The organism is Halorhodospira sp. 9621, assembly GCF_022228055.1.
Classification (GTDB): Bacteria; Pseudomonadota; Gammaproteobacteria; order Nitrococcales; family Halorhodospiraceae; genus Halorhodospira; species Halorhodospira halophila_A.
Genome location: NZ_JAJNRD010000023.1, coordinates 16307 through 40874, shown reverse-complemented (window position 1 = coordinate 40874; position 24568 = coordinate 16307). Strand labels below are relative to the sequence as shown.

The window sequence follows — 24568 nt, the reverse complement described above, 5'->3', positions numbered from 1 at the left end:
GGGGCACCAAGCGCGCGGGCACCAAACGGCCACCCGCTAACGAACCCGCAGCGTTCCCCACAGCCCCAGCGCCGCAAAGGCCAACACCGGCAACAGCGCCGAAAGCGACGGCGGCACCCCATAAACCACCCCCGCCTGCCCCAGCGCCCGATTGAGCAAGAAGAACGCCACCCCCACCAGCACACCAATGACAATCCGCTGCCCCGCCCCCGACGAACGTACCGCCGTGAATACCAGCGGAATGGTCACCAGCAACATCGCCAACGTCGCCAGCGGCGTCGCCACCTTCTCCCAAAGCGCCAACCGATACGGCCCGCTGTCGAGTTCATTGGCCTCCAGATAGCGGATGTACGTCCACAGCTCCGGCACCGGCAGCGTCGAGGGATCCGCCACCACCACGGCGAGCACCTCCGGGCTCAGCGCCCCCTCCCACGACCACTGCGCCAGCTCCCGGCGCTCCAGCTGATGCTCGCCGTAGACCGTCTTGACCACGTCCTCGAGCCGCCACTGTCCGTCGTGGTAGTGGGCGCCCTCGGCATCGATCCGCTCGGTCAGACGCCCCTCGACGAAGCGGAAGAGCGTCACCGACTCCAGGTGGGACGCCGAGCGCGGCCGCTCGGCGCGCAGGAAATCCCGCCCATCCCGGGCCCACAGCGCCCCGTCCGGTCCGGTGCGCAGCTCGTCGGCCTCGGACAGCCCGCGCACCGCCGCGGCCTGCCGCTCGGCCGGCGGCACCACCAACTCGCCCACCGCCGTCGCCAACAGGGCCAGGATCACCCCACCAACCAGCACCGCACCGGCGATCTGCACCACCGAGACCCCGGCGGCGCGCATGGCAGTCAGCTCCTGCCGGGCGGCCAGGGCACCCAGACCCATCAGGGCGCCGATGAGCGTTGCGAAGGGGAAGGCCTCGTAGGCCAGCGCCGGCGCCTCGAGCAGGGCCTTGAGCAGCGTGGTGGGGGTATCCAGGTCGTCGTCGGCGACCCCGTCGACCATGCTAAAGACAAAATCCAGAGCGAGGATGGCGGCCAGGGCAACCAAGGACGCCGCGATAACCGTCCGCGCCAGGTAACCGGTGAGGATGCGCATCAGCCACGCCCCCGGGCCGCCGACCGCAGCCAACCCGGCCCAGCGCCGAAGCGCCGGCGGGTCCAGAGCACCACGGCCACCCCAGCCAGGACGTGGACCCACCACAGCCCCAGGGGGGCCGGCACGATACCCGCCTCCAGCCACTCGCGTCCGCTGCTCAGCAGCTGGAAATAGGCGACGAAGACCAGCACCGCGCTGAGCAACTTGCCGTAGCGGCCATCGCGGGGCTCGGCCTTAGCCAGCGGCACCGCCAGCAGGCTCAGCACCACCACCATCACCGGCATGGAAAGCCGCCACTCGATCTCGGCCCGGTCCTGCAACCCGCCGGCGGCCCACAGCTCACCCATCGGCGTGCCCTCGCGGTCGCGGCTCACCTCCCGCGGCGTGCGGGTGTCGATCAACAGCCCGTGGCGATCGAAAGCCGTCACCCGCCAGTCCAGCTGCCCCGGATGACCGTCGTAACGGTACCCGTCCTCAAAGACGAAGAAACGCTGCCCCGTCTCCGGGTCGATCAGCTGCCGGCCCCGGTCAGCGCGGATGACGGTCTCCAGCTCGCCATCGCGGGCGTGGGCGAAGACCTCGCGCAGCACGCCGTCGCCCTCGGTACGGCTGGCGTAGACCGTGCCGGCGTCACCGCCGCCGATGAACCGGCCGGCCTGCAACGCACCGAGATCCGCGGTGCGTGCCGCCTGTTCGGCGTAGACATCAGCGGTGTGCGAGGCCCACGGTGCCGCCACGGTGGACAGCCCCCCCACGGCCAGCGCCACCGGCACGGCCAACAGGAGCAGGCCGCGCATCTGCCGCCCGGGGCCCACGCCGCAGGCGGCGAGCACGGGCAGCTCGCTGTCGCGGTAGAGCCGGCCCAGCGCCAGGACGATGCCGAGGAACAGCGCCGCCGGGATCACCACACCCAGATAGCGCAGGATCTGCAGGCCCATGAGCACGGCCACCGCCTCGCCGGGCAGATCCCCACCGGCGGCATCGGCCAGGTAGTCGATGAGCTGGTTCGCCGACAGGACCGCGAAGAGTACGGCGAGCACGGCCAGCGCCGCCCAGGCCGCCTCGCGGACCAGATAGCGATCGATGATGGTCAGATCCAAGGGTGACGGCCCCATCCCGGCGTGCGCTGCAAAAAAGCTACACGATTCCGTAGACTGTGCGTCTGCGCAAGGCAACCGACGCAGCGCGGCCGAGCATAACCGAGCCAGCGCGCGGTGACGAGGGCACGGGAGACTTCCATGGAGCTCAGGACCAAAAGCGGCGATCCGGCACGGCAACGCACGGCGTGCGTGGTAGTGGGCGTCTACGAGCGCCGACGGATGAGCGAGGCGGCGCGGGCGGTGGATACCGCCAGCGACGGCTACATCAGCCATCTGCTGCGCCGGGGGGATCTCGACGGCGAGGCCGGGCAAACCCTGCTGCTGCCCGACTGCCCCGGGGTGCGCACCGACCGCGTGCTGCTCGTCGGCTGCGGGCGCGCGCGCGACTTCAGCGAGCGCACCTACCGCAAAGCCGTCGCCGCCGCCGCCCGCGCGCTGGAGCAGGCCGGCACCGGCGAGGCGACCCTGTTCTTGCCCGAGCTGCCGGTCCGCGGCCGCGACGTGGCCTGGCGCGTGGCCACCGCGGCCGAGCTGCTCGAGACCACGCTCTACCGCTTCGACGCCTACAAGAGCGACCCGCGCCCGCCGCGCCGCCCGCTGCGCCAAGCCACACTGGCCGTGCCGCGCCGCGCCGATCTGCGTCGCGCCCAGCCGGCCCTGACGCTGGGCCAGGCCGCCGGACGCGGCGCCAACTTCACCCGCGACCTGGGCAACACCCCGGCGAACATCTGCACCCCCGGCTATCTGGGCGAGCAGGCCGAGGCACTGGCCGAGCGCTTTGACAGCGTCCACGCGGAAGTCCTTGGCCCGGCACAGCTCGAAGAGCAGGGCCTGGCGGCCCTGATGGCCGTGGCCCGGGGCGCCGAGACGCCGCCCCGGCTGATCGTGATCCATTACCGCGGCGGCGCCGACGATCAGGCGCCGGTGGCGCTGGTCGGCAAGGGCATCACCTTCGACAGCGGCGGCATCTCCATCAAGCCGTCGGCGAGCATGGACGAGATGAAGTACGACATGTCCGGCGCCGCCGCCGTCTTCGGCGCCGTCCACGCCGCCGCCGAAGCGCAGCTGCCGCTCAATCTGGTGGCCATCATCCCGGCCACCGAGAACATGCCCGACGGCCGCGCCACGCGCCCCGGGGACATCATCGACAGCCTGGACGGCCAGCGCATCGAGGTGCTCAACACCGACGCCGAGGGCCGCCTGGTGCTGGCCGACGGCCTGGCCTACACCCGGCGCCTGGAGCCGAGCGAGGTGGTCGACGTGGCCACCCTCACCGGCGCGGCCATCGTCGGACTCGGCCACCATCGCCACGCGGTGATGGGCAACGCCCCGGGGCTGGTGCGTGACCTGCTGCAGGCCGGCGAGCGCGCTGCCGACCGCGGCTGGGAGCTGCCCCTGGACGAGGAGTACGACGAGCAGCTGCGCTCGCCCTTCGCCGACGTGGCCAACATCGGCGGGCAGCCGGCGGGCACCATCACCGCCGGCTGCTTCCTGCAGCGCTTCGCCCGCGGACTGCGCTGGGCGCACCTGGACATTGCCGGCACGGCCTGGAAAAGCGGTGAGCACAAGGGCGCCACCGGCCGTCCGGTCCCGCTGCTCACTCACTTCCTCGCCGGCCGTGCCGGCTGGACCCTGTGAGCCGGGTCGACTTCTACATCCTCGGCGGTCCCGGTGCGGCGCTGCGCGAGCGCTTCGCCTGCCGGCTCGCCGAGAAGGCGTACGAAAACGGCTACGGCGTGCTGCTGCTCACCGAGGACGACGAACAGAGCGAGCGGCTCGACGCCCTGCTGTGGACCTTCCGCCAGGGCAGCTTCGTCCCCCACGCCACCCTCGCCGCCCGCGACGGCGAACCGGTGGTGGTGGGCCGCGACGAGCACGCCGCCGACGACGCCGTGCTGGTCAACCTCACCGAGCACACCCCGGCCACCTGGCGGGAGCGCCGGCGCGTGGCCGAGGTGGTCGACCAGCGCGAGGCGGTCCTGCGCGCCAGCCGCCAGCGCTACCGCCTCTACAAGGAGGCCGGCTGCGAGCCGCACACCCACCGCATCGAGGAGGGGCGCCGATGAACCCGTCCAACGACGAGCCGCAACCGCCGCTGCTCTACGACGTCGTCGTCCCCGGCGAGCAGGTGCGCGCCAACGACGGCCCGTGGCTGCGTCCCGAGGCCGACGGCGACGCCCCCGGGGAGCAGCCGCAGCCGCCCTTCGCGGAGGCGGCAGCAGCGCCCGCCGCCTCCGAGCCCTCAACGGCGCATGATGCCGCGCAAGCGCCGCCGGCCGGAGCGGCGTCCCCCCTAACCGCGGCGCAGCGCGCCGATATCGAGCGCCACGCCACCCGGGAGCTGGCCCGGCACCTGCGCAGTGAACTCGAGCGCCGCCTGCCCGACGCCCTGCGCGAGGCCGAGGCGCCCATCCGCAAGGCGGTGGACGATGCGCTGATCGACGCCGTGGCGGCCAGCCGCCGCCAGCAGCCGCCGGAGGAGCCGAGCGGCGGCTCCGGGGGCACCACCCCCGGAGCGGACGACTCCGAATATCCGAACACGAACCAACCCGCACCGAATCGCTGAGGATCGAGGCCCCGATGGAGAAGACGTACGACCCGAGCGCAATCGAGTCCCGACTCTACGAGCTCTGGGAGCAGGGCGGACACTTCGCCCCCTCCGGCGAGGGCAGCCCGTACTGCATCATGATCCCGCCGCCGAACGTCACCGGCACCCTGCACATGGGGCACGCCTTCCAGGACACAGTGATGGACGCCCTGGTGCGCTACCACCGCATGGAGGGCCACAACACCCTCTGGCAGCCGGGCACCGACCACGCCGGGATCGCCACGCAGATGGTCGTCGAGCGCCAGCTTGAGGCCGAGGGGCTGAGCCGCCACGACCTGGGCCGCGAACCATTCCTGGAGCGCGTCTGGCAGTGGAAGGCGGAGTCCGGCGGCACCATCCAGAACCAGCTGCGCCGCATGGGCGCCTCCGTGGACTGGAGCCGCGAGCGGTTCACCATGGATGAGGGCCTCTCCGAGGCGGTCACCGAGGTCTTCGTCCGCCTCTACGAGGAGGACCTGCTTTACCGCGGCGAGCGCCTGGTCAACTGGGACCCGGTGCTGCACACCGCCGTCTCGGATCTGGAGGTGGTCTCCGCCGAGGAGCAGGGCCACATCTGGCACATGGTCTACCCCCTCGCCGACGGCAGCGACTCCGTGGTGGTGGCCACCACCCGCCCGGAGACCATGCTCGGCGACACCGCCGTGGCGGTGAATCCGGAGGACGAGCGCTACACCCACTTGATCGGCAAGAGCGTGCGCCTGCCCCTGGTCGGCCGCGAGATCCCGATCATCGGCGACGACTACGTCGACCCGAGCTTCGGCAGCGGCTGCCTGAAGATCACCCCAGCCCACGATTTCAACGACTTCGCCGTCGGCGAGCGCCACGGCCTGGCGCGGATCAACGTCCTGACCGAGGATGCGCGCATCAACGACAACGCCCCGGAGCGCTATCAGGGCCTGGATCGCTACGAGGCGCGCGAGCGGGTGGTCGAGGACCTGCGCGCCGAAGGCCTGCTCCAGCAGGTCGAGGACCATAAGCTGATGGTCCCCCGGGGCGACCGCAGCGGGGCAGTCATCGAGCCGTACCTGACCTGGCAGTGGTTCGTGCGCGCCGAGCCCCTCGCCCGCCCGGCCATCCAGGCCGTCGAAGACGGGCGCATCCGCTTCATCCCCGGCAACTGGGACAAGACCTACTACGAGTGGCTGCGCAACATCGAGGACTGGTGCATCTCGCGGCAGATCTGGTGGGGCCACCGCATCCCGGCCTGGTACGACGAGCAGGGCCGCGTGTACGTCGGCCGCTCCGAGGCCGAGGTCCGCGAGCGCCACGGCCTGGGCGACGCGGTGCTCACCCGCGACGAGGACGTCCTCGACACCTGGTTCTCCTCCGCCCTGTGGCCCTTCTCGACCCTGGGCTGGCCGCAGGAGACCGAGGCACTGCGCACCTTCTATCCGACCTCGGTGCTGGTCACCGGCTTCGACATCATCTTCTTCTGGGTGGCCCGGATGATCATGTTCGGGCTGCACTTCATGGGCGACGTCCCCTTCCGCGAGGTCTACATCCACGGCCTGGTCCGCGATCCGGAAGGGCAGAAGATGTCCAAGTCCAAGGGCAACGTCCTCGACCCGCTGGACATCGTCGACGGCATCGACCTGGAATCGCTGGTGGCCAAGCGCACCGCCGACATGATGCAGCCACAGCTGGCCGAGCGCATCGAGCAGATGACCCGCCGCCACTACCCGGAGGGCATCAAGGCCCACGGCACCGACGCCCTGCGCTTTACCTTCGCCTCGCTGGCGACCACCGGGCGCGACGTCGTCTTCGACCTCGGCCGCGTGGAGGGCTACCGCAACTTCTGCAACAAGCTCTGGAACGCCGCCCGCTACGTGCTGATGAACACCGAGGGTGCCGACTGCGGCAGCGGCGGGCCGTTGGAGCTGGGCGCGGCCGAGCGCTGGATCCGCTCGCGGCTCGATCGCACCGTCGCCGAGGTCCGTCAGGCCTTTGCCGACTACCGCCTGGACCAGGCCGCGCAGGCGATCTACGAGTTCACCTGGGACGAGTACTGCGACTGGTATCTGGAGCTCTCCAAGCCGGCCCTGCGCGAGGGCACCGAGGCCCAGGCCCGCGGCACCCGCCAGACGCTGATCCAGGTCCTCGAGGAGCTGCTGCGCCTGACCCATCCGCTGATGCCCTTCATCACCGAGGCGATCTGGCAGCGCGTCGCCCCGGTGGCCGGCGTCACCGGTGAGACCATCATGCGCCAGCCCTACCCGACCCCGCTGGCCGAGCGGCGCGATGAGACCGCCGAGGCGGAGATCGACTGGGTGCAGCGGGTGATCCTCGGCGTGCGGCGGATCCGCGGCGAGATGGACATCTCACCGAGCCGGCCGGTGCCGGTGCTGCTGCGCCACGCCGGCGAGCGCGACCGGGCCCGCCTGGCCGAGCACGAGGGATTCGTCACCACCCTGGCCCGGCTCGAGTCGATCCGCGTCCTCGAGGCCGACGAGCAGCCGCCGGAGTCGGCCCTCGCCCTGGCCGGCGAGATGGAGGTCCTGGTGCCCATGGCCGGGCTGGTGGACAAGGACGCCGAACTCGCCCGCCTGGCCAAGGAGCGCGCCCGGCTCGAGGGGGAGATCGAGCGCGCCGAGAAGAAACTCGGCAACGAGAGCTTCGTCGCCAAGGCCCCGGCCGAGGTGGTGGACAAGGAGCGGGCGAAGCTCACCGAGGCGCAGCAGGCGCTGGAGAAGGTCGCCGAGCAGGAGCGGCGGGTGGAGGCGCTCTAGAACGGGGGCGTCACCGCCCTGGCCATGATCAGCGCATCCTCACGGCCGGAGGGGGCCGGATAGTAGTCCGGCCGCCGGCCCACCTCATGGAAGCCGTGGCGCTCGTAGAGGGCGATCGCCGCGGTGTTGGAGGGTCGCACCTCCAGGAAGAGGTTCTCGGCCTGCATCACCTCGGCGCGCTCGACGGCCACGCGCAGCAGATGAGCGGCGATGCCCTGGCGCCGCCAGTCGGGGTCGACGCAGATATTGAGGATGCTCCCCTCGCCGCCGGCGCAGCTGACCACCAGGTAGCCGAGGAGCTCGCGCCCGTGCGCCTGGACGAAACAGCCGTAGCCGGCCGCCATGCAGTCGCGGAAGATGCGTCCGCTCCAGGGATAGGCCACCGAGCGCTGCTCGATGGCGAGCACAGTACGAAGATCCTCGTAGGTCATCGGCCGGGGTTTGCCGATTGAATCCGCCATGGCTGTTTCTTGCTTGTTATGGGCAGCCCCGGAAGCACTACTGCATCCGTACGATCGCGAAGATCGCCGCCAGGATCACGGCCGTCTGCCCGGCAAGTAGACCGACCAGCCAACGCAGGACGCTGGCGCGCAGCTGCTCGATCTCCTTTTGCAACCGCAGTTCCGTCTCGCGCAGGTGCGTCTGTGTCGCCAGGTCCTTGACCTCCGGATAGCGCTCCTCCATACGCTCGAACGCCTCCGCAATCAGACGCGCGCGCGTTTTATCGTCAGGCGCGGAGGCCAGCTGCTCGTAGAGTTCGACAACGGAAGTCATGCCTTCGACGCTAGCACCAGCGAGATCCGACGGCAACGCGGTAGGCCCTGGGCATCGGCCGCCGCTCTATCCCACCTGCTTGGGCACCGAGTCGTTCTCCACCAGCGCGCGGATCCGCTTGAGATCCTGCCACACCTTGGCCTTCTCACCGGGGGAGCGCAGCAGGTAGGCCGGGTGGTAGGTCACCCAGACCGGGATCGACTGCTCGCCGTAATGGTGGAGCTGCCCGCGCAGCTTGGCCAGCGGTGCTTTCGTTTCCAGCAACTGCTGTGCTGCCACCCGCCCGAGGGCGACGATGGCCTTCGGCTCCAGGAGCTCGAGCTGCCGGCGCAGGTAGGGGGTGCAGGCGGCCACCTCGTCGGGCCGCGGATCGCGATTGCCCGGCGGCCGGCACTTGACGATGTTGCCGATGTAGACCCCGCCGCGGTCGCGGCCGCGATCGATGGCGGCGAGCATGGCATCAAGGAGCTGCCCGGCGCGGCCGACGAAGGGCTCACCCTGACGATCCTCCTCCGCACCGGGCCCCTCGCCGATGATCACCAGATCCGCCTGCCGGTCACCAACCCCGAAGACTGTCTGCGTGCGCCCCTCGCAGAGCTTGCAGGCCTGACACCCGGCCACCCGCGCCGCCAGGGCGTCCCAGTCGAGGCCGTCGCAGTCGTTGCTCGGATCGGCCGGCGCCGCGGGGGCAACCGGCTCCGGTGCGGCGGCAGCCTGCCCGCCCGTCTTGTCCTCGGGGGTCGCGGTGGCGGAGGCATCGGACGTCGCCGGCACCGCACTCTCTGCGGCACCACGCTCCGGCGGATGGCCGTCGACCGCCGTCCGCGCCGGGCCGTCACCGGCGGCGCCGGCGGCAGTCGACGCCAACGGCGCCTCCGGCTCTAGCACGGCGGCGTCGCGGGGGATGTAGCAGTCCACCCCCAGCCGGCGCAGGTAGCTGAGCCGCCGGGTATCCACGCCCTAGACGTCCGCGGCCTGTGGGTGGCGCCGATCCGGCGAGGCGAGGAGCTTGTTCAGGGCGTTGATGTACGCCTTCGCCGAGGCGATGACGATGTCCACATCGGCGCCCTGGCCGTTGGCCACGCGGCCGCCGCGCTCCAGCCGCACGGTGACCTCACCCTGGGAGTCGGTGCCGGAGGTGATGTTGTTCACCGAGTAGAGCAGCAGCTCGGTGCCCGACTGCACCAGCGAGTCCACCGCCATGAACGCCGCATCCACCGCACCGCTGCCCGGGGCCACGGCCTGGCGCTCCTCGCCGTCGATCAGCAGCGAGACGGTGGCCTCCGGCTGCTCGCCGGTCTCGGAGCAGACGTGCAGCGAGAGCAGCCGGATACGCTCGTTCTCCAGCGCCGCGCCGGCCTCGGTGACCAGCGCCTGCAGGTCCTCGTCGAAGATCTCGTGCTTCTTGTCGGCCAGCGTCTTGAAGCGCGCGAAGGCCTCGTTGAGCTGCTCCTCGGAGTCGAGGTGGATGTCCAGCTCTTCGAGCCGCGAGCGGAAGGCGTTGCGGCCGGAGTGCTTGCCCAGGACCATGCGGTTGGTGTGCCAGCCGACGTCCTCGGCGCGCATGATCTCGTAGGTCTCGCGGTGCTTGAGCACGCCGTCCTGGTGAATGCCGGACTCGTGGGCGAAGGCGTTGACGCCGACGATGGCCTTGTTCGGCTGCACGTGGAAGCCGGTGATGTTGGCCACCAGCTTCGACGTGGGCACGATCTCGCGCGCGTTGATCCGCGTCGAGCAGGAGAAGACGTCCTGGCGGGTCTTGACCGCCATGACCACCTCCTCGAGCGCGGCGTTGCCGGCGCGCTCGCCCAGACCATTGATGGTGCACTCCACCTGCCGCGCCCCGGCCTGGACCGCGGCCAGGGAATTGGCCACCGCCACGCCCAGGTCGTTGTGGCAGTGCACCGAGAAGACCGCCTTGTCCGAGTTGGGGATGCGCTCGCGCAGGGTGCGGATCAGCCCGCCGAACTGCTCCGGCAGGTTGTAGCCCACCGTATCCGGGATGTTGATCGTCCGCGCGCCGGCGTCGATGGCCGCCTCGATGATCCGGCAGAGGAAATCGTGCTCGGAGCGCCCGGCGTCCTCCGGCGAGAACTCCACGTCGTCGCACAGCTGCCGGGCCAGACTCACCGCGTGCACCGCCGCATCCACCACCTGATCCGGGGTCATGTGCAGCTTGTTCTGCATGTGGATCGGCGAGGTGGCGATGAAGGTGTGGATGCGCCCGGCCTCGGCCTGGGCCAGGGCCTCGCCGGCGGCGTGGATATCGGGATCCCGGGCCCGGGCCAGGGCGCAGACCCGGCTCTCCTTGATGGCCTCGGCCACGGCCCGGACGCTCTCGAAGTCGCCGCTGCTCGCCGCCGGGAAGCCGGCCTCGAGGACGTCGACGCGCATGCGCTCAAGCCCCTTGGCGATGCGCACCTTCTCCTCGCGGGTCATGGAGGCGCCGGGGCTCTGCTCCCCGTCGCGCAGCGTGGTATCGAAGATGTAGAGATGGTCGCTTGCACCCATGGCTGCTCAGCCCTGTGTCGTGGCGGCCTACGCCGCCGAATGGAATACGTTCACGGCGCCGCCGCGGGCACCCGTGCAGAAACGGTCGTGGGGAAGGATTCGAGCCGGCCGTCAGGCCGGCAGTCGATCCCCGCCGCGCAGGCGGGCGTTGCTAAGCAGCCGCACGCCGCCGGCGCCGCTGCAGCGAAGCCAGCGGACGTGGGGCGCGGGATTGGCCGGGCAGGTATTCATGATGCCTTCGAATATATCGCCGCAGCGCCGCCCGGGCAAGCGTTCAGGCGCGCCGGTGGCGGCGCCGCCGGCGCAGCCGCAGCACGGTCAGCACCGGGCCGGAGAACATGTAGATCAAAAAGCCCAGACAGATCGCCGTCGGCGGGTGCACCGCCACCAGCGCCATGGCCAGCACCAGCCCCACCACCGAGGTGAACCGCACCCGGTAGCGGAAGTCGAGCTCCTTGAAGCTCTCGTAACGGACGTTGCTGACCATCAGCACCGCCCCAAGCACCACCACCACCCCCACCGGGATGGCGGCCTCAAGCCCGGTCAGCCCGATACGGTCGCCGAACCAAACCAGACCGACCACCGCCCCGGCCGCCGCCGGACTGGGCAGCCCCTGGAAGTAGCGCTTGTCGTCCACCCCGCTCTGGGTGTTGAACCGCGCCAGGCGCAGCGCGGCCCCGGCGACGAAGAGGAAGGCCACCAGCCAGCCAACGTTATCCCAGGGCGTGCCGGCGCCGGTGTTGCCCAGCGCCCACAGGAAAGCCACCGCCGCCGGGGCGAGGCCGAAGCTGACCATATCGGCCAGGGAGTCGTACTGCACCCCGAAGTCGCTCTGCGTACCGGTCAGCCGCGCCACCCGGCCGTCGAGGCCGTCGAAGACCATGGCCACCAGCACGGCCACCGCGGCGCGACCGAACTCGCCGTCGATGGCGGAGATCACCGCCATGAAGCCGAAGAACAGGCACCCCGTGGTGAACAGGTTCGGCAGCAGGAAGATGCCGCGGCGACGGACCCGCTTATTCATGCCGCGCCCCCGGCACCGTATCCAGCGGGAGGCCGTCGGCGTTCCAGGCCATCACCCCGCCCTGCAGGTTGAAGACCGGCTCGAAGCCGTGCCGGGTGAGCAGGTGCGCCGCGCCGGCCGAGCGCATGCCGCTATGGCAGTACACCACCACGGGACCACCATTCGGGCAGTGGCCGCGCAGCTCCTGCAGACGCCGACGCAGTTGATGCTTGGGGATGTGCACGGCGCCGGGGAGGACGCCGCCGCGGACCTCGGGACCGGTCCGCACATCGAGGAACAGGGTCTCGCCGTCGTTGACCTGGCGCACCGCCTCGGCCACCGGCAGCGGCCGATAGCGACGCGTCAGGCGACGCCAGAGCAGCCGCCCGCCGAGCACCGCCACGGCGGCGATCGCGACAAAACGGACAGGGTCCTGCTCGATCCAGTGAAGCAGCTCGGTCATGGGGCTCCCGGCGCCACCGGCGGGCGGGCCCGACGGGCCCGCCCCACGCGCGGACGCTGGCTCAGTCGCGGTCGACCAGCTTGTTGGCCGCGATCCACGGCATCATGCCGCGCAGACGCTCGCCCACCTCCTCGATGGGGTGCTCGGCGGCCAGCCGGCGGCGGGCGTGCAGGGTCGGCGCGCCGGCCTTGTTCTCCAGCACGTACTCCTTGGCGAAGTCGCCGTTCTGGATCTCCTCGAGGATCTCGCGCATCGCCTCGCGGGACTCCTCGTTGATGACCCGCGGGCCGCGGGTGAAGTCGCCGTACTCGGCGGTGTTGGAGACCGAGTAGCGCATGTTCGCCAGGCCGCCCTCGTAGAGCAGATCCACGATCAGCTTGGTCTCGTGCAGGCACTCGAAGTACGCCATCTCGGGGGCGTAGCCGGCCTCCACCAGCGTCTCGAAGCCGGCCTCGATCAGCGCGGCGATGCCGCCGCAGAGCACGGTCTGCTCACCGAACAGATCGGTCTCGGTCTCCTCGCGGAAGGAGGTCTCGATGATCCCCGAGCGGCCGCCGCCGTTGGCCACGGCGTAGGCCAGGGCGATCTCCTTGGCCTGGCCGCTGGCGTCCTGCTCGATGGCGATCAGCGACGGCACGCCGGCGCCGGCGACGTAGGTCGAGCGCACGGTGTGGCCGGGGCCCTTGGGGGCGATCATGATCACATCGTGATCGGCCGCCGGCTGGATCTGGCCGTAGTGGACGTTGAAACCGTGGGCGAAGGCGATCGCCGCGCCGTCCTTGAGGTTCGGCGCCACCTGCTGGTTGTAGATGTCCGGCGCCGCCTCGTCGGGGACGAGCATCATCACCACGTCGGCCCCCTGGGTGGCCTCCTCCACCGAGGCGACCTCCAGGCCGGCCTCCTGGGCCTTCGCCGCCGAGCCCGAGCCCGGGCGCAGGCCGACGACCACGTTGACGCCGGACTCCTTGAGGTTGTTGGCGTGGGCATGGCCCTGGGAGCCGTAGCCGATGATCGCCACGCGGCGGCTGGTGATCAGCGAAAGATCGGCGTCCTGATCGTAATAGACCTTCATGTTTCCCCCTGAACGGATTCGCGAGTCCGCCCGCCGCCGGGCGGGCGGAGATGAGACGGGACGGCGCTAGACGCGCAGATGGCGCTCGCCGCGGCTGATGCCGATGACACCGGAGCGGACCACCTCCAGGATGTTGCTCGGGCCGATGGCCTCGATGAAGGCGTCGAGCTTGTCGCTCGTGCCGGTCATCTCGATGGTATAGATCTTCTCGGTGACGTCGAGGATGCGGCCGCGGAAGATGTCCGTCAGGCGCTTGAACTCCTCGCGCTGCTCGGCGACGCCGGCGGTGACCTTGATCAGCATCATCTCGCGCTCGATGTGCTTGCCCTCGGTCATGTCCACGACCTTGATCACATCGAGCAGCTTGTTCAGCTGCTTGATGATCTGCTCGATGATCTGATCGTCGCCGATGGTGACCAGGGTCAGCCGCGAGATGCTCGGGTCATCGGTGGGGGCGACCGTCAGGCACTCGATGTTGTAGCCACGGGCCGTGAACATGCCCGAGATGCGCGACAGCGCGCCGGACTCGTTCTCCACCAGCATCGAGATGATGTGCCGCATGTAGCTCTCCCCCGGACCGCAATGTGCGGAGTAAATGCGGGAAAATACTGGCCGGTGGGGCGGAGGTCAAGCAGGGGCCAGCCAACCTCTCCATCGGCCGCCACCGCAACCGCCTCGGACGAGAGCACAGCCTACCATCTCGCCGATACGCGCCCATGACCGCGGTTTGACTCCCCTCGCGCGCGCGAGCTAATTTTTGGGTCGAAAGCCTGCGTGCAGGGAGAGATCATGCGGCACACAGGGAACCTCTGGATCGCCGGCCCGCTGACGTGCCTGATCGGCCTGGTTTCAACCTCAGCTACGGCCCAGACGCCGGGGCAGGATCAGGCCTCTTTTAGCCAGGAAATCTCGGTCAAGGAACCCATCCAGGCCGGGATTGAGGAACCGAACCCCCACATGAAACTCAACGGAGGGGCCCCCATCACCGCCGGGGAGAGCGCCTCCGGAGCGTTCAGGTATCTCGTCAAGGGTTTAGGCCCCATGGAGATCACCTTTGACGAGTCGCTCCGACAAGGTCCCGATGGGGCCGAGGATCATGCAGACCTAAAGGTACCCGGGACGCGGCAGGAGTTCGTCACGGGGGTGCACGTGGATGACGGAGAGGTGACCGCAAAGACCGACGAGGAAGCACCCTCCGGCAGCTATCAGTGGGAGGTCACCGTCACCGCCTCGTACGACTGGTGACACCACCCCTAAACGCCGCGAAAGCGCCGCCCAGGTAAGCGCCCCTCCCGGCTAGCACTTCACTGCGACTCCAGACCGAGCTTCCCGGTGCGCTCCCAGTGGGCGATCTCGTCCAGCGGAGCCTGATCTGCGGGGACGATCACCGAGTCCCCATCGTCTGGATCACCATTGAGCATCCGCACCTCCTCGACCAACGCCGCTAGATCTTCGTCGGACATTGGGGCCCCCAGCCGCTCCAGCACGTGCTCGAGGTGGTCGCGAAGGCTGTACCCCTCGTCGAATTCGAAGCGAATCTCCTCTACCGGAGACGCTGGCTCAGCAGCCTGGACGATCTCACCGTCATCGTGGATGGTCAGGTCGTAACCGCGGGCTAAGTCCCCGTCGTCCTCGATGGCGACCCGCTGCGCGGTCGCTGACTGCGGCACGCCAAGGCGCTCCGCCTGCTCTTCGGAGGCCTGGATCCGGTAAGCGCTAGGAGGAAGTTGGTCGAGGATGTAGAGGCCGTCAAAGACACTGCGCTCGCTGCGCACGACCTCGCCGCTCTCGGCATCGACCGCTTCCATCTCGAAACCCGAAACCTCCTCGGGGTCGTGCAGCCCGCGCCGCCGGTGCACCGTACCGTCCACCTCCCCGGTCTCGTGCAAGGCGTACTCCAACGGCAACACCCTGCCGGGGCGCGGCTGGAAGCTCACCCCCTCCTTGGCCGGTCGCACGAAGGGGTTCTCGATGGAGCCGACATCGACCTCGACATTGACCGGCTCGTGTGGCTCCAGTCGGGCCACCCAGGCCTCACCGTCCTCGTTACTGGCCCCGCACTGACGGTCGGCACAGACCTCGACATTCTCCACGGGCTCCCCGTCCTGGTGCACGCGGGCCAGGACGGCGCCGTGATCGTAGCCGCGCCCGGCCTCCGGATCGGGATACCAGCCGCCATCCGGATGGGGCAGACCGCCGACGTCCACGCCGACCGAGACCTGCCAGCTCCCCTCGGTATCGATCTGGCCCCGCCCCGACAGCCGCCAGTACTCGCGGCTCGTGCGGGAGAGCCCCAGCCGTAGCCGGTGGGGGCGATCGTTGAAGCTCCCGCGCACGCTAGCGCTGCCGCGCCAGTTCGCGTTGAGGTCCTGGCTGTACTCCGCGTTAGCGCTGTCCATCTCCGCCTCGGGGGCGAGGTCGTAGCTGACCCCGAGGCTCAGCCGCCCCTGGCGATGGCGGCCCCAGCGGGTTTGGAGGCTTCCCCGCGCTGCGGGATCCTCGTCATCCGTCCGGCTGACGCGGAGCGAATGCCTCAGGCGCTGCCCACCGATGGTCACGTTTTCGCGGGTGCGCAGCCGCTGCCAGGTGGATTCGCCGTCCGCCGACTCCTGGTGCTCATAGCGCAGCCGCGTGCGCAATGGCCCGAGGGAGCCGGCGGCCTGGAGCTCATGGCCGTGGCGCAGCTCGCCGCTGACGCGGCTGCGGATGGCCTCACCCTCGAGGCCATCCACATGGGTGTACTCGTAGCCGAGATCCAGCGGCCCCAGCCCCCGATCCAGGGACAGCCGCCAGGCGCTGCCATCCTCGCGATCGAAGGCACCGCGCACACGGCCCCAGACGCCCAGGGCGCTGAAAGCGGCGTCCGCACCCACAAGCTCGCGCTCGGCCGGAGCCGCCTGCTCATCGGGCTCCTGGTAGTGGACGTCCGCGCCGACAGTCACGGCCTCGGTCACGCCGACATCCACCCGCCCGGCAGCGCTCCGGACGTGCTCATCGGCTGGGTCCTGCTCGTAGAGGCTCTCGCCCTCCCAGACGGCGTCGAGGCTGTAGTGCACCCTGCCCGGGGGCAGCAGCCCGGGGCCGATCTCGATGGTGCGCGTGATGGTCTCCCGCTCACCGTGCGGCCCGTAGAACTCGATGGTGTAGGGGTTGGTGCCCGGCCGGGCGTCGATATCGTCGAACTCGAGGCGGTCCGTATCGACGTCCTGGGCGAAGTCGATCAGGTCACCGTCGCGATAGAGTTCGACATCCCAGCCCTCGGGGACCTCGATCTCGATTGTCTGATCGGTGAAGGTCGTTCGCGCCACGCCCTCCGGACGGTTGGTCGCGGTCACCCCCATCCCGGAGCGACCGCGGCGGACCAGGTCATAGCGCGGCGGATTGACCCGACCTAGCTCGTAGCGCTCCAAAGCCGGGTGGCCAACCTGCTGGCCGAGCGCGCCGTCGAACCGGCGGAGGCCATCCTCGTCATTGGCCAGGAGCCGCCACTCCGACTCGTGCCAGAGCACATCACCGGCCCCTGCAAGATCGCCCCGTGTAGCAGTCTGCTCGTCGTTCAGCCGCTGATCGAGGCTCAGGGACCATGCGGGGCGGGTCAGCGCGCGCCGCGGGAGCGGCTCCCGGGGCAGCCACGCCTCCCCCTCGTCGGCGGGAGCCCCGTCGCGAAGCTCCGCCCAGCGGGACTCGCGCTCCAGCCGGCTGAGCACAGGAAGCTCCTCCTCAGCGCGCATGTGGATCTCGGCATCGCGCGGGCGGTGCTCGAAGTCCACGGGCAGGAACGCCTGGATGGCCTCCTCCCGGAGGTAGAGGTCATCGTGCTCCTGGATCCAGTCCTCGTCCCCGAGGACCAGGGGGTCGCCTCCGACCTTGCCCATGCCGCTGTCGGCGTCGAAGGAGACCGTGCGGTCGGGATCGAGGACCCACCCAGTCACCTCGCCCTCGCGGGGTTGCACGTCCAGCGCCAACTCCAGGTGGCTGGCGATCTGCCCGAGGGGGTAGTAAACCGCTTCCCCCTCCTGGATCAGGTACTCGGTATCGGCGAGCGTGTAGCCCTCTAGGCTGAGGCGGACGATCATGTCGCTCCGCGCTTCCTCGTCCGCCTCCTCGAGGGCATCCAGTGAGAGGGGGCTCGATGCGAGGCCGATCGATGGCTGCAGCGCCAGGGAGAGGCCAACGACACCGGCCAGGAGCGCGGCGCGGGCGGACACCACCCCGACCGGTCACTCGACCGTCACGACCTCTTCCGCGAGGACATGGCCGCCCTCGGGGGCCGGGCTCCCGTCCTCCGCCTCGTCGAAGGCCCGGTAGACCAGCCGCAGCCGGTCACCCGCCCGGATCCCGGCCTCGGCATTGTCGAGCTCGATGATGCGGTGATCCGCCATGGAGGCGGGCACCACGGCGCGGGAGCGCTCCAGGACCGGCTCCGCCTCACCCTCCCGGTAGACGGCCAAGTCGCCGTAGACGCCCCGCTCGCCGTTGCGCTCGAGCACCACCTCGAGGGTATCGTCATCCTCCTCGGCCACGCGGCGGACCTCGCCGAAGGCGGGCTCGGCCTCGGGCTCACCGTAGGTGATCGCCATGGGCACGCTCATGGCGAACAGGGTCTCGATCTCCACCGCCACCTCGTCCTCGCCGAGATCGTCGGCGAAGGCCTGGGCATCCCCGGTCGGCATGGTCCGGACCGCGAGCCGCGCCCGGTACTCGCCCGGCTCCAGGTTATCCGGGAAGCGGGCCATCATGCGCACGGTCTGGCTCTCGCCCGGCTCCAGCGTCATCTGCCGCGGATGGAACCGCACCAGGTCAGCCCCGTAGTAACCACGATCGCTGTTCGGAGGCTCGACCGGCTCCTTCAGCTCTGTGCCGGCGCGGGGTGTCACCTCCTCGTCCAGGACCAAGACGCGATACTCCTGGCGCTCGTCGCTGCGATTGAAGACCTGGACCTGCGTGGCGCGCTGCTGCTCATCCAGGAAGACGCGCTGCGGGGCGAGCTGCAACGACGCCACCGCATCGCCCACCACCGCCAAGCTGAGCCCCGCAGTTGCCAACCACGAGGCGCCGAACGCGAGCTTGCGCATGCTACCAACCTCCCCACAACTAAAAGGACGGGGGCTCCGGCATCCTCGCTTGCCCCCGGCAAGGATCCCCGATCACTTAGAAGTCCGCATAATCTACGCGGGCTTCGATCGTTGCGCTATAGTCGCCTGCTCGGATGTCCTCCGGGATCGGGGACTCAGTTGTGGCCTGATCGCCGTTGGCGGGACAATCACAGACCTTGATCGGATAGCTGTACTCACCATCGCTGTCCAGCTCAACGGGACCCTTCGAGAAGTCGAAGGCCGCCGTGAGCATCATCTCAAACGTGTCGGTGCCGTTCTTCACCTCCAGGATGGGCCTCTTGTCATCGACATCATGCAGATCGCCGGTCAGCTCAAGATTGACCAGCTTATCCGGCTCGCCCTCGATCGTGAGCTGGGGCACATCGTAGCTCTCGGGCAAGGGCTCGCCGGCGAAGAGCGGGTCATCCCAAGTCAGGTCTGGCCCGACCGTAACCGTGACCGGATCCCAGACCTCAATATCGACCTCATATTGTGCATCGTCTACGTGAAGCTCATCCCCACCAGCCCACGCTGAGCCTGCAGCCAAGACGAGTGCACTCGCCGCGGTCCATGTCGCAACGCTCGTGTGAGCCCGGCGCGGTGGATAGCGCTTCGATTGGCTCATGGCCCACCTCCTCTAGCCTTGATCCAGCGGGCCCCCTACGGGGCCCGCGCTTCATCCTTCGGATCCTCGACTAAGGAGGCGCTTAAAACTCGTAATCCGCAGTGATCGTCACGGTCTCCGTGTATTTACCCGCAGTCGTGCCGTCGTCGAGATCAGCCGAGAACTCGCCACCGACCCCCGCGTCGCCGCCATCGAGCGTGACGTTCTCATTGTCGGGCAGGGTCACCGTGATGTCGTCCGTATCGGACATTTCGCCCTCGCTAGTGTACGTGACGGTCACCCCAGCACCCTCCTCGCCCTCGACGGTAGCGGTGAAATCATCCGTAGCTTCAGCGCCCGGGGCATACCCATCGTCATCAAGGTTCGGCTCGGAGACATCGGTGATCTCCACCGGCTCCCAGACCTCGACCTCAACCTCGAAATCGTCAATGTCCTGCGAGTTGTCGGCCGCGACGTTCCCGGCCCCGATGGCCAGAACGGAACCCGCGGTCAGCGCCAGCGCACCCTTGGTCCAGTCGAACTTCCGCATGACTGCTTCTCCTCTGTTTCCCTGTGCGAATCCTTTGGTCTGCTTCAGCCAAGAAGCGACTTCCGGTGGTCCAGCCCCGGGTCATTTCTCCGATCGTCGACCCGGGATTGGCTGGCACTTGGGACGCTACCAAAGGCCCCTGACCGTCTCCGTCCAGCTGTTCCGACGAATGGGCGCCCTCGACCGTCCGAAACATCAGACACCCGCGCACTGGCCGATCTGTCCATGGATCTGGACACTCCACCCTTCCATCGCCCGTCGCCCCTCCGGTTAACTAGACGTTTACCAGTGAGGGGCCGCAACGGGGCCCCGGGAGGAGCGCAAGCGCGGGGCTACTTGGACAAGGAGTGCACCGATGAGCACGGAGCTCGAGGTCTTCATCCGCCGCTGTGCCAACGAGCAGGGCCTGTCCCTGGCCGAGGTCGCCCGGCGGGCCGGGATGAGTCGGCAGTCGCTCTACGATTTCTGGTCCCGCGACGGGTATCCGAACCTGGGCACGGTGGCGGAGGTGGCCGAGGTGCTCGGGGTGCACCCGCTGCGGCTGCTGGAGCTGCAGTTCCCTGACCACGGCGACGGCGAGGATCGCTGCCACACCCTGCGCTGGAACCTGGACCGGGCCGGGCTGGCCGCCGCGCTGCTCGAGCACGGCCCACAGCCCGTCGTCGGCCTGGACGCTGAGGGCCGGGTGGCGCTCTGCAATCCGGCCGCCAGCGAACTCCTCCAGCGCCAACCGCAGCGGGTCCTGGGCGAGCCGGCCGAGCGCATCCTGCCCGGCGAGGCGCTGGCGCGGATCCGCACCCAGTGCCCGCTGATGACCGGTGACCCCGCCCCGCCCCACGCCACCCCGCGCGGCGGCGTCCGGCTGAGCACCCGTCGCGGCGAGGACGGCAGCCTGCTGCAGGCCCGGGCGCAGCTGATCGAGGCGCCGCTGCACGAGCGTCCGCTGGTCCTGCTGCTGCTCGCCCCCCGGGAACCGGGCCCCGGGGCCACAGCCGAGGGGCCGCCACACCCCGTCGATCGGGAACCGCTTACCGGTCTCCCGGACCGGGACTCCACCGAGGCGCTGCTGCGCTGGACCATGCAGCGCGCCGAGGCCCGGGACACCGAGCTGGCCGTACTGGTAGTCCAGCTCGACGGCTTCGAGCGCACCGAGGCCGGGCTGGGTGCGGAGATCGCCGATCGGGTGGTGCACGGCGTCGCCGAGCGTATGGGCGGGCAGTTGCGCCACGCCGATCTGCTCGGCCACCTGGGACGCGGCCAGTTCGCCGCCATCCTGCCGGAGACCGGCTCGCGCAGCGGCGCCCTGCAGGTCGCGCAGCGCATCGGCCAGGCCCTCGAACAGCCGGTGGAGACCGGCACCTGCACCTGCCGGCTGCAGCCGCGCATCGGCATCGCCCTGTTCCCCGAGCACAGCCGCCACGCCGCCACACTGCTCGAGCAGGCGCGCTCGGCGACCACGCACACCGCTGCGGACCACCAACCCGGGCAGATCGTCGAGCCAGACCTGGGCGATCGCGTCGCCCGGCGCGTGTCCCTGATCCGCGACCTGCGCCGGGCGCTGGATCGGCACACCCTCTGCGTCCATTACCAGCCGGTCTTCGATCTGGCCAGCGGTGAGCTCACCGCCCTGGAGGCCCTGCTGCGCTGGCCCGAGGATCCCACCCCCCAGCCCGGCATCGAGGAGGTCATCGACGCCGCTGAGCAGGCCGGCCTGCTCGGCGATCTGGACCGCTGGGTGGTGGAGCAGGTGCTGGCCGACCTCGCCGACTGGCACGCCCAGGGGCGCCGCGTCCCGCGGGTGAGCGTCAATACCGCCGGACGCACCCTGGGCACCGGCGCGCTGGATCCGGCGGTGCTCAGCAAGCGTCTGGAGCGGCTGGGCCTGCCGGCGCACACCGTGGACATCGAGCTCTCCGAGCGCCAGCTGCTGGAGACCGGCGGCGCCGGCCATGAGGGCCTGGCCCACGCCCGCCGGCACGCCTTGGGGGTGACCATCGACGACTTCGGCACCGGCTACGCGTCGCTCGTCTCCCTGCGCGATCTCCCCGCCGGGCGGCTCAAGGTGGACCAGACGCTGATCCGGGACCTGCCCACGGACCCGGACCAACAGGCGCTAGTGACCAGCATCGCCGGGCTCGCCCAGCGCTTCGGTATGGGGCTGGCCGCCGAGGGGGTGGAAACCGGCCAGGAGGCGGAGCTGCTGCAGCAAATGGGGTTCAACGAGGCGCAGGGCTACCACTTCGGCCACCCCGCGCCGGCGGAGGTGATCGCCGGGCGGCTGACCGCGGCGTCCTGACCCGCTGCTCCCTTCGCCCCCGCGCCCCTGCTGCGCTACCCTAGTCCGGTTCCGCGGCCCAGCCGTCGCCGAAGACCGGATCCAGACAGGGAGCGAATCGATGCGCGTCACCCGTTTTCCGCTATCCACCACCCGCGAGACCCCGGCCGACGCCGAGATCGTCAGCCACCAGCTGATGCTGCGCGCCGGCATGATCCGCCGCCTCTCCTCGGGGCTGTACACCTGGCTGCCCCTGGGGCTGCGCGTGCTGCAGAAGGTGGAGCGGATCGTGCGCGAGGAGATGAACCGCGCCGGGGCGCTGGAGGTGCTCATGCCCGCCGTGCAACCGGCGGAGCTCTGGCAGGAGTCCGGGCGGTGGGAGAAGTACGGCCCGGAGCTGCTACGCATCAAGGACCGCCACGACCGCGACTGCTGCTTCGGCCCCACCCACGAGGAGGTGATCACCGACCTCTTCCGCCGGGAGATCCGCAGCTACCGCCAGCTGCCGGTGAACTACTACCAGATCCAGACCAAGTTCCGCGACGAGATCCGCCCGCGCTTCGGCGTCATGCGCGCCCGCGAGTTCCTGATGAAGGACGCCTACTCCTTCCACCTCGATGAGGACGACCTGCGCGCCGAGTACCAGCGCATGCACGAGGCGTACTGCCGGATCTTCCAGCGCACCGGACTGGCCTTCCGGCCGGTGGAGGCCGACACCGGAGCGATCGGCGGCAGTGTCTCCCACGAGTTCATGGTCCTCGCCGACTCCGGCGAGGACGCCATCGCCGTGTGCGAGCCCAGCGGCTACGCCGCCAACGTCGAGCTGGCCCCGGCACTGCCGCCGCAGGAGCCGCGCCCGGCACCCGGCGCGAACATGGAGGAGGTGGCCACGCCGGAGCAGCGGACCATCGCCGAGGTGGCTGCCTATCTGGGGCTGCCCGAGTCGCGCAACCTCAAGACTCTGGTGGTCGAGGGCGCCGAGGGCGGACTGGTGGCGCTGCTGCTGCGCGGCGACCACGAGCTCAACGCGCTCAAGGCCGAGAAGCACCCGGCGGTCAAGGCGCCGCTGACCTTCGCCGAGGCCGAGCGCGTCGAGCGCGAGCTGGGCTGCCCGTTCGGATCGCTGGGGCCGGTGGGGCTGGCGGGGATCCCCTTGATCGCCGACCACGCCGCCGCCGCGATGGCCGATTTTGCCTGCGGCGCCAACCGCGAGGGCTACCACCTGACCGGCGTCAACTGGGGCCGCGACCTGCCCGAGCCGGAGACCGCCGACCTGCGCGAGGTCGAAGCGGGCGACCCGAGCCCCGACGGCGAGGGTACTCTGACCCTGCGCCGCGGTATCGAGGTGGGGCACATCTTCCAGCTCGGCACCACCTACAGCGCGGCCATGGGCGCCAGCGTACTCGATGAGCAGGGCCAAGAGCGCACCGTGACCATGGGCTGCTACGGCATCGGTGTCTCGCGGGTGGTGGCCGCGGCCATCGAGCAGAACCACGACGATCAGGGCATCTGCTGGCCGGCGCCCATCGCTCCGTTCCAGGTCGCCCTGGTGGCCATCAAGGCCGAGGATCCGGCGGTGGCCGAGGCCGCCGAGGCGCTCTACGGCGAGCTGACCGCCAGCGGCATCGATGTCCTCTACGACGACCGCGACGCCCGCCCCGGGGTGAAGTTCGCCGACATGGAGCTGATCGGCATCCCCCACCGGGTGGTGGTCAGCCCCCGGGCGATCCAGGACAGCAGCGTGGAATACAAGGGTCGCCAGGACGACAACCCCACCAGCGTCCCCCGCACGGAGATCGTGACATGGCTGAAGAACCGTCTGACCTAGGCCCCCGCGGCCGCGTCCTCATCGCCGGCTGCGGCCGCATCGGCCAGGCCCTGGGCAGCCGCCTGGGCGCCGGCGGGGCCGAGGTCTTCGGCCTGCGCCGCCAGCCCGAGGGCCTGCCCGAGGGGATCACCCCGATCGCCGCCGACCTCGAGGACCCGGCGACCCTGGCCGAGGCGGTGCCCACCGGGCTCGATACCGTCTACTACATCCTCACCCCAGGGAGCTACGACGACGACGGCTACCGCCGCGCCTTCGTCGACGGCCTGCAGAACCTCGCCGGCGTGCTGCGTCGCCACCCGGCCGCGCCGCGGCGGCTGGTCTTCGTCTCCAGCACCGCCGTCTACGGCCAGCAGGCCGACGAGTGGATCGACGAGGACAGCCCCACCGAGCCCGGGCGCTTCTCCGGGCAGCGCCTGCTCGAGGCCGAGGCCATCGCCCTCGCCGGCCCGTGGGCCGGGGTCGCCGCCCGCTACGGCGGCATCTACGGCAGCGGCCGCGACTTCCTCATCCGCAAGGTCGAGGCCGGCGAGCCGTGCCAGGAGGGGCAGTACACCAACCGCATCCACAGCGAGGACGTGGTCGGCAGCCTCGCCCACCTCGGCCGCAACGAGGTCCCCGGCGGGGTCTACCTCGGAGTGGATGACGCCCCCTCGACCCAGTGCGAGGTGATGGACGGCATCGCCGAGCTGCTCGGCGTGCCGCAACCCCCGCGCGGCGAACCGGGCAGCGGCGGCATGCGCGGGGTGGGCAGCAAGCGCGGCTCGAACCGCAAGCTCAAGGCCAGCGGCTACCGCTTCCGCTACCCGACGTTCCGGGAGGGGTATGCCGCACTGATCGGCGGCGGGGCGTAGCGCGCCGGCGCACGCGGC

The 24568-nt window shown here is 70.1% G+C and carries 21 protein-coding genes and 1 pseudogene; 8 read left to right on the top strand and 14 right to left on the bottom strand.

All coding sequences use genetic code 11. The annotated features are described in order from the left end of the window. Positions 1 to 36: 36 nt before the first annotated feature. Positions 37 to 1089: an LPS export ABC transporter permease LptG gene (gene lptG, locus LRF89_RS10460; protein WP_238637047.1), complete on the bottom strand. Its 1053-nt coding sequence runs from the start codon at positions 1087 to 1089 to the stop codon at positions 37 to 39. Further along, on the bottom strand, positions 1089 to 2189 hold the full coding sequence (lptF, locus tag LRF89_RS10455) for an LPS export ABC transporter permease LptF (RefSeq protein WP_238637046.1): 1101 nt from the start codon (positions 2187 to 2189) through the stop codon (positions 1089 to 1091). Before lptF ends, lptG begins: the two co-directional genes overlap by 1 nt. A 138-nt stretch (positions 2190 to 2327) precedes the next feature. Here lptF and LRF89_RS10450 point away from each other — a divergent pair, with 138 nt between their 5' ends. From LRF89_RS10450 to LRF89_RS10435, 4 genes are read left to right on the top strand one after another with little or no spacing between them, the layout of a single operon-like run. Beyond that, a complete protein-coding gene (locus LRF89_RS10450) occupies positions 2328 to 3827 on the top strand; it encodes a leucyl aminopeptidase (protein WP_238637045.1) in 1500 nt (499 codons plus the stop codon). Further along, a complete protein-coding gene (locus LRF89_RS10445; RefSeq protein WP_238637044.1) occupies positions 3824 to 4255 on the top strand; it encodes a DNA polymerase III subunit chi in 432 nt (143 codons plus the stop codon). The genes LRF89_RS10450 and LRF89_RS10445 overlap by 4 nt, the downstream gene beginning before the upstream one ends. Beyond that, entirely contained in the window at positions 4252 to 4755 is a 504-nt protein-coding gene (locus tag LRF89_RS10440) for a hypothetical protein (protein ID WP_238633789.1), read from the top strand. Before LRF89_RS10445 ends, LRF89_RS10440 begins: the two co-directional genes overlap by 4 nt. Before the next feature lie 14 nt (positions 4756 to 4769). After that, positions 4770 to 7523 carry a valine--tRNA ligase gene (locus tag LRF89_RS10435; RefSeq protein ID WP_238637043.1) on the top strand — a complete coding sequence of 918 codons (2754 nt, stop codon included), beginning with the start codon at positions 4770 to 4772 and terminating at the stop codon, positions 7521 to 7523. Here the strand turns inward: LRF89_RS10435 and rimI are convergent. From rimI to ilvN, 8 genes and pseudogenes are all read right to left on the bottom strand, one after another. Beyond that, a complete protein-coding gene (gene rimI / locus LRF89_RS10430; RefSeq protein ID WP_238637042.1) occupies positions 7520 to 7984 on the bottom strand; it encodes a ribosomal protein S18-alanine N-acetyltransferase in 465 nt (154 codons plus the stop codon). The genes LRF89_RS10435 and rimI overlap by 4 nt on opposite strands. 118 nt (positions 7985 to 8102) lie before the next feature. After that, positions 8103 to 8297: pseudogene (locus tag LRF89_RS10425) on the bottom strand (DUF1640 domain-containing protein); the annotation flags it as partial. A gap of 66 nt (positions 8298 to 8363) precedes the next feature. Continuing rightward, complete coding sequence (locus tag LRF89_RS10420) at positions 8364 to 9254, bottom strand: uracil-DNA glycosylase (protein WP_238637040.1); 891 nt, start codon at positions 9252 to 9254, stop codon at positions 8364 to 8366. A 3-nt stretch (positions 9255 to 9257) separates the two neighbouring features. Further along, positions 9258 to 10808 carry a 2-isopropylmalate synthase gene (locus LRF89_RS10415; protein ID WP_201168970.1) on the bottom strand — a complete coding sequence of 517 codons (1551 nt, stop codon included), beginning with the start codon at positions 10806 to 10808 and terminating at the stop codon, positions 9258 to 9260. Positions 10809 to 11082: 274 nt separating this feature from the next. Further along, positions 11083 to 11832, bottom strand: a complete 750-nt coding sequence (gene pssA / locus LRF89_RS10410) for a CDP-diacylglycerol--serine O-phosphatidyltransferase (protein WP_238637039.1) — start codon at positions 11830 to 11832, stop codon at positions 11083 to 11085. After that, entirely contained in the window at positions 11825 to 12274 is a 450-nt protein-coding gene (locus LRF89_RS10405) for a rhodanese-like domain-containing protein (protein WP_238637038.1), read from the bottom strand. Before LRF89_RS10405 ends, pssA begins: the two co-directional genes overlap by 8 nt. Before the next feature lie 61 nt (positions 12275 to 12335). Next, complete coding sequence (gene ilvC / locus LRF89_RS10400; protein WP_304119233.1) at positions 12336 to 13364, bottom strand: ketol-acid reductoisomerase; 1029 nt, start codon at positions 13362 to 13364, stop codon at positions 12336 to 12338. 48 nt (positions 13365 to 13412) lie between these two features. Further along, positions 13413 to 13907: an acetolactate synthase small subunit gene (gene ilvN / locus LRF89_RS10395; protein WP_011813499.1), complete on the bottom strand. Its 495-nt coding sequence runs from the start codon at positions 13905 to 13907 to the stop codon at positions 13413 to 13415. Between the two features lie 213 nt (positions 13908 to 14120). On the opposite strand from ilvN, the gene LRF89_RS10390 reads away from it, so the two are divergent. Continuing rightward, a complete protein-coding gene (locus tag LRF89_RS10390; RefSeq protein WP_238637037.1) occupies positions 14121 to 14591 on the top strand; it encodes a hypothetical protein in 471 nt (156 codons plus the stop codon). 59 nt (positions 14592 to 14650) lie between these two features. Here LRF89_RS10390 and LRF89_RS10385 read toward each other — a convergent pair whose 3' ends face one another. From LRF89_RS10385 to LRF89_RS10370, 4 genes are all read right to left on the bottom strand, one after another. Continuing rightward, positions 14651 to 17557: a hypothetical protein gene (locus tag LRF89_RS10385; RefSeq protein ID WP_238637036.1), complete on the bottom strand. Its 2907-nt coding sequence runs from the start codon at positions 17555 to 17557 to the stop codon at positions 14651 to 14653. 9 nt (positions 17558 to 17566) lie between these two features. Continuing rightward, positions 17567 to 18421: a hypothetical protein gene (locus LRF89_RS10380; RefSeq protein WP_238637035.1), complete on the bottom strand. Its 855-nt coding sequence runs from the start codon at positions 18419 to 18421 to the stop codon at positions 17567 to 17569. Between the two features lie 76 nt (positions 18422 to 18497). Further along, complete coding sequence (locus LRF89_RS10375; protein ID WP_238637034.1) at positions 18498 to 19067, bottom strand: hypothetical protein; 570 nt, start codon at positions 19065 to 19067, stop codon at positions 18498 to 18500. A gap of 82 nt (positions 19068 to 19149) precedes the next feature. Further along, a complete protein-coding gene (locus LRF89_RS10370) occupies positions 19150 to 19596 on the bottom strand; it encodes a hypothetical protein (RefSeq protein WP_238637033.1) in 447 nt (148 codons plus the stop codon). A 355-nt stretch (positions 19597 to 19951) separates the two neighbouring features. Here LRF89_RS10370 and LRF89_RS10365 point away from each other — a divergent pair, with 355 nt between their 5' ends. From LRF89_RS10365 to LRF89_RS10355, 3 genes are all read left to right on the top strand, one after another. Then, positions 19952 to 21892: an EAL domain-containing protein gene (locus tag LRF89_RS10365; RefSeq protein WP_238637032.1), complete on the top strand. Its 1941-nt coding sequence runs from the start codon at positions 19952 to 19954 to the stop codon at positions 21890 to 21892. 100 nt (positions 21893 to 21992) lie between these two features. Next, positions 21993 to 23699: a proline--tRNA ligase gene (locus tag LRF89_RS10360; RefSeq protein WP_238637031.1), complete on the top strand. Its 1707-nt coding sequence runs from the start codon at positions 21993 to 21995 to the stop codon at positions 23697 to 23699. Next, positions 23675 to 24550 (top strand): SDR family oxidoreductase, encoded by an 876-nt coding sequence (locus tag LRF89_RS10355; RefSeq protein ID WP_238637030.1) that lies wholly within the window; start codon positions 23675 to 23677, stop codon positions 24548 to 24550. The genes LRF89_RS10360 and LRF89_RS10355 overlap by 25 nt, the downstream gene beginning before the upstream one ends. Positions 24551 to 24568: the final 18 nt, after the last annotated feature.

Coding starts and splice junctions, on each gene's coding strand:
- LRF89_RS10375 (WP_238637034.1), bottom strand. CDS start 19,067: ATGAGCCAATCGAAGCGCTATCCACCGCGCCGGGCTCACACGAGCGTT.
- LRF89_RS10415 (WP_201168970.1), bottom strand. CDS start 10,808: ATGGGTGCAAGCGACCATCTCTACATCTTCGATACCACGCTGCGCGAC.
- LRF89_RS10365 (WP_238637032.1), top strand. CDS start 19,952: ATGAGCACGGAGCTCGAGGTCTTCATCCGCCGCTGTGCCAACGAGCAG.
- LRF89_RS10370 (WP_238637033.1), bottom strand. CDS start 19,596: ATGCGGAAGTTCGACTGGACCAAGGGTGCGCTGGCGCTGACCGCGGGT.
- LRF89_RS10405 (WP_238637038.1), bottom strand. CDS start 12,274: ATGACCGAGCTGCTTCACTGGATCGAGCAGGACCCTGTCCGTTTTGTC.
- pssA (WP_238637039.1), bottom strand. CDS start 11,832: ATGAATAAGCGGGTCCGTCGCCGCGGCATCTTCCTGCTGCCGAACCTG.
- LRF89_RS10380 (WP_238637035.1), bottom strand. CDS start 18,421: ATGCGCAAGCTCGCGTTCGGCGCCTCGTGGTTGGCAACTGCGGGGCTC.
- LRF89_RS10450 (WP_238637045.1), top strand. CDS start 2,328: ATGGAGCTCAGGACCAAAAGCGGCGATCCGGCACGGCAACGCACGGCG.
- LRF89_RS10435 (WP_238637043.1), top strand. CDS start 4,770: ATGGAGAAGACGTACGACCCGAGCGCAATCGAGTCCCGACTCTACGAG.
- LRF89_RS10360 (WP_238637031.1), top strand. CDS start 21,993: ATGCGCGTCACCCGTTTTCCGCTATCCACCACCCGCGAGACCCCGGCC.
- lptG (WP_238637047.1), bottom strand. CDS start 1,089: ATGCGCATCCTCACCGGTTACCTGGCGCGGACGGTTATCGCGGCGTCC.
- rimI (WP_238637042.1), bottom strand. CDS start 7,984: ATGGCGGATTCAATCGGCAAACCCCGGCCGATGACCTACGAGGATCTT.
- LRF89_RS10355 (WP_238637030.1), top strand. CDS start 23,675: ATGGCTGAAGAACCGTCTGACCTAGGCCCCCGCGGCCGCGTCCTCATC.
- LRF89_RS10440 (WP_238633789.1), top strand. CDS start 4,252: ATGAACCCGTCCAACGACGAGCCGCAACCGCCGCTGCTCTACGACGTC.
- ilvN (WP_011813499.1), bottom strand. CDS start 13,907: ATGCGGCACATCATCTCGATGCTGGTGGAGAACGAGTCCGGCGCGCTG.